Origin of the sequence: Pontibacter rugosus (assembly GCF_042678745.1) — a bacterium.
In the GTDB taxonomy this organism is placed as follows: domain Bacteria; phylum Bacteroidota; class Bacteroidia; order Cytophagales; family Hymenobacteraceae; genus Pontibacter; species Pontibacter rugosus.
The window spans coordinates 1-2220 of the sequence record NZ_JBHTLD010000378.1 but is presented as its reverse complement, the minus strand read 5'-3'; the positions used below and the strand labels follow the sequence as shown (position 1 = coordinate 2220).

The following is a 2220-nucleotide window of genomic DNA, read 5'->3' as shown; positions in this document are numbered from 1 at the left end:
GTGCTTTGCAGCACCGGCCCTTTTTACTTGTAGGATATTTTCCCGATAATTAGTATCTATAGTATTCCGGCTTGTATGGGCCTTCAACTTCTACACCAATGTAGCTTGCCTGATCAGGAGAAAGCTCATCCAGTTCTACACCGATTTTAGACAAGTGCAGGCGGGCAACTTTCTCATCCAGGTGCTTCGGCAAAGTATAAACTTTGTTTTCGTAAGCATCTGTATTTGTCCAAAGCTCCAGCTGCGCCAGTGTTTGGTTAGAGAAAGAGTTAGACATCACAAACGATGGGTGGCCAGTAGCGCAACCAAGGTTTACTAAGCGTCCTTCGGCCAATAAAATAATGTCTTTGCCTTCGATGTTATAAAGGTCTACCTGAGGCTTTATTTCATCTTTGGTATTACCATAGGTCTTGTTTAACCAAGCCATATCAATTTCGTTATCGAAGTGGCCGATGTTGCAAACAATGGCTTTATCTTTCATCAGGCGGAACTCCTGCTCACCGATAATGTCTTTGTTACCAGTTGCTGTTACTACAATATCAGCTTCTTTTACAGCATCTACCATACGTTTTACGGCAAAACCGTCCATAGCAGCCTGTAGCGCACAGATCGGATCAATTTCCGTAACAATAACACGGGCACCGGCACCACGCAACGAAGCAGCAGAACCTTTTCCTACGTCACCGTAACCAGCAACAACAGCTACTTTACCAGCCATCATCACATCCGTAGCACGGCGAATAGCATCTACTAAAGATTCTTTACAGCCATACTTGTTATCGAATTTAGACTTGGTAACAGAGTCATTTACGTTGATGGCAGGCATTGGCAGGGTGCCATTCTTCATACGCTCGTACAGGCGGTGAACACCCGTAGTAGTTTCTTCAGACAGGCCTTTGATGCCAGCAGCCAACTCAGGATACTTATCCAGTACCATGTTAGTCAGGTCACCACCGTCATCCAGTATCATATTAAGCGGCTTGCGCTCATCACCAAAGAACAAAGTTTGCTCAATGCACCAGTCAAACTCCTCAGCCGTCATACCTTTCCAGGCATAAACAGAGATACCGGCAGCAGCAATGGCAGCGGCAGCGTGATCTTGCGTAGAGAAGATGTTGCAGGAAGACCAGGTAACTTCAGCACCAAGCTCTACCAATGTCTCGATCAACACTGCAGTCTGAATTGTCATGTGCAGACAGCCAGCAATGCGAGCACCAGCAAGTGGCTTGCTAGGACCGAACTCTTCGCGGATAGCCATTAAACCAGGCATTTCGGCTTCAGCCAATCTTATTTCCTTGCGGCCCCAATCAGCCAGAGAGATATCTCTTACTTTGTACTTCAATTCTGTATCTACCATTTTTATTGCTTTTCAGTTTAAAACACAAATTTACAAAAATTGTTGCGCTTCTTCAAGATTTAATAGCCTATAGTAGCCTTAGGTACAAAGCAAAAGCGCCTGCCAGAGTGTGGCAGGCGCTACAGTAGCTAGAATAGTACAAGCTTCTTAGTTATTTACAATCACTTCAGCACCTAGCATATTATTGTTACCTGTTGGTGGAGAAAGGAAGCCTTTTGCAAATACCGTATAGATCATTCCTTCTTGCAGCGTAAGTGTTGCTGTAACTGCGGCATCGTCTGAGCCAACAGGCTGCACCTCTAAAGTATAGGTACCTGCATCAACTGGAGTAAAGGCTGTATTACCTTTGAAAGCTATGTTAGAGAAAAGGTTTGGACCGCCCTGTACCACTACATCTACATTAGGCGCATCAGGAGCAAGATGCACAAAGCGCACGTGTGCTTTACCAGCAGCCGGATCGGCCAGATTGTCTTCCAGCACAAGCGGCTCAATGTTACTTAACGTGTTGATAGCGAAAACAGAATAATTTTTATCATCCTCGAATGGCACAGTAGCGTTGATTACAGGGCTACCAACACCTGTTCCGGCAGCCGTTACTTTTATGTTGCGGTTGCCTTCTTTAACATCCAGGTATCCGGTGTTGTTCGGGTAGTTAAGCGCGTTTGAGTTTACCTTCACATCATCCACATACAAATCCACAGCAGGCGCATCAGGAGAAGCATGTATCACCATAACACTTGCCTGATCATCCAGCAGGTCTAAATCATCGTCGTCGTCGTCACAGCTTGTGAAGACCATTAGCGGCAATGCAGCCAATAGCGTTAGTTTCATCCAGTTCTTCATAGTTCAAAAAATTAAGTTAA

At 45.1% G+C, this 2220-nt stretch carries 2 protein-coding genes; both read right to left on the bottom strand.

Annotated features, from left to right (window positions below):
• Positions 1 to 49 precede the first annotated feature (49 nt).
• On the bottom strand, positions 50 to 1357 hold the full coding sequence (gene ahcY, locus ACFQ2O_RS21335) for an adenosylhomocysteinase (RefSeq protein WP_377532866.1): 1308 nt from the start codon (positions 1355 to 1357) through the stop codon (positions 50 to 52).
• Between the two features lie 147 nt (positions 1358 to 1504).
• Positions 1505 to 2200, bottom strand: a complete 696-nt coding sequence (locus ACFQ2O_RS21330) for a DUF4397 domain-containing protein (protein ID WP_377532864.1) — start codon at positions 2198 to 2200, stop codon at positions 1505 to 1507.
• Positions 2201 to 2220 lie beyond the last annotated feature (20 nt).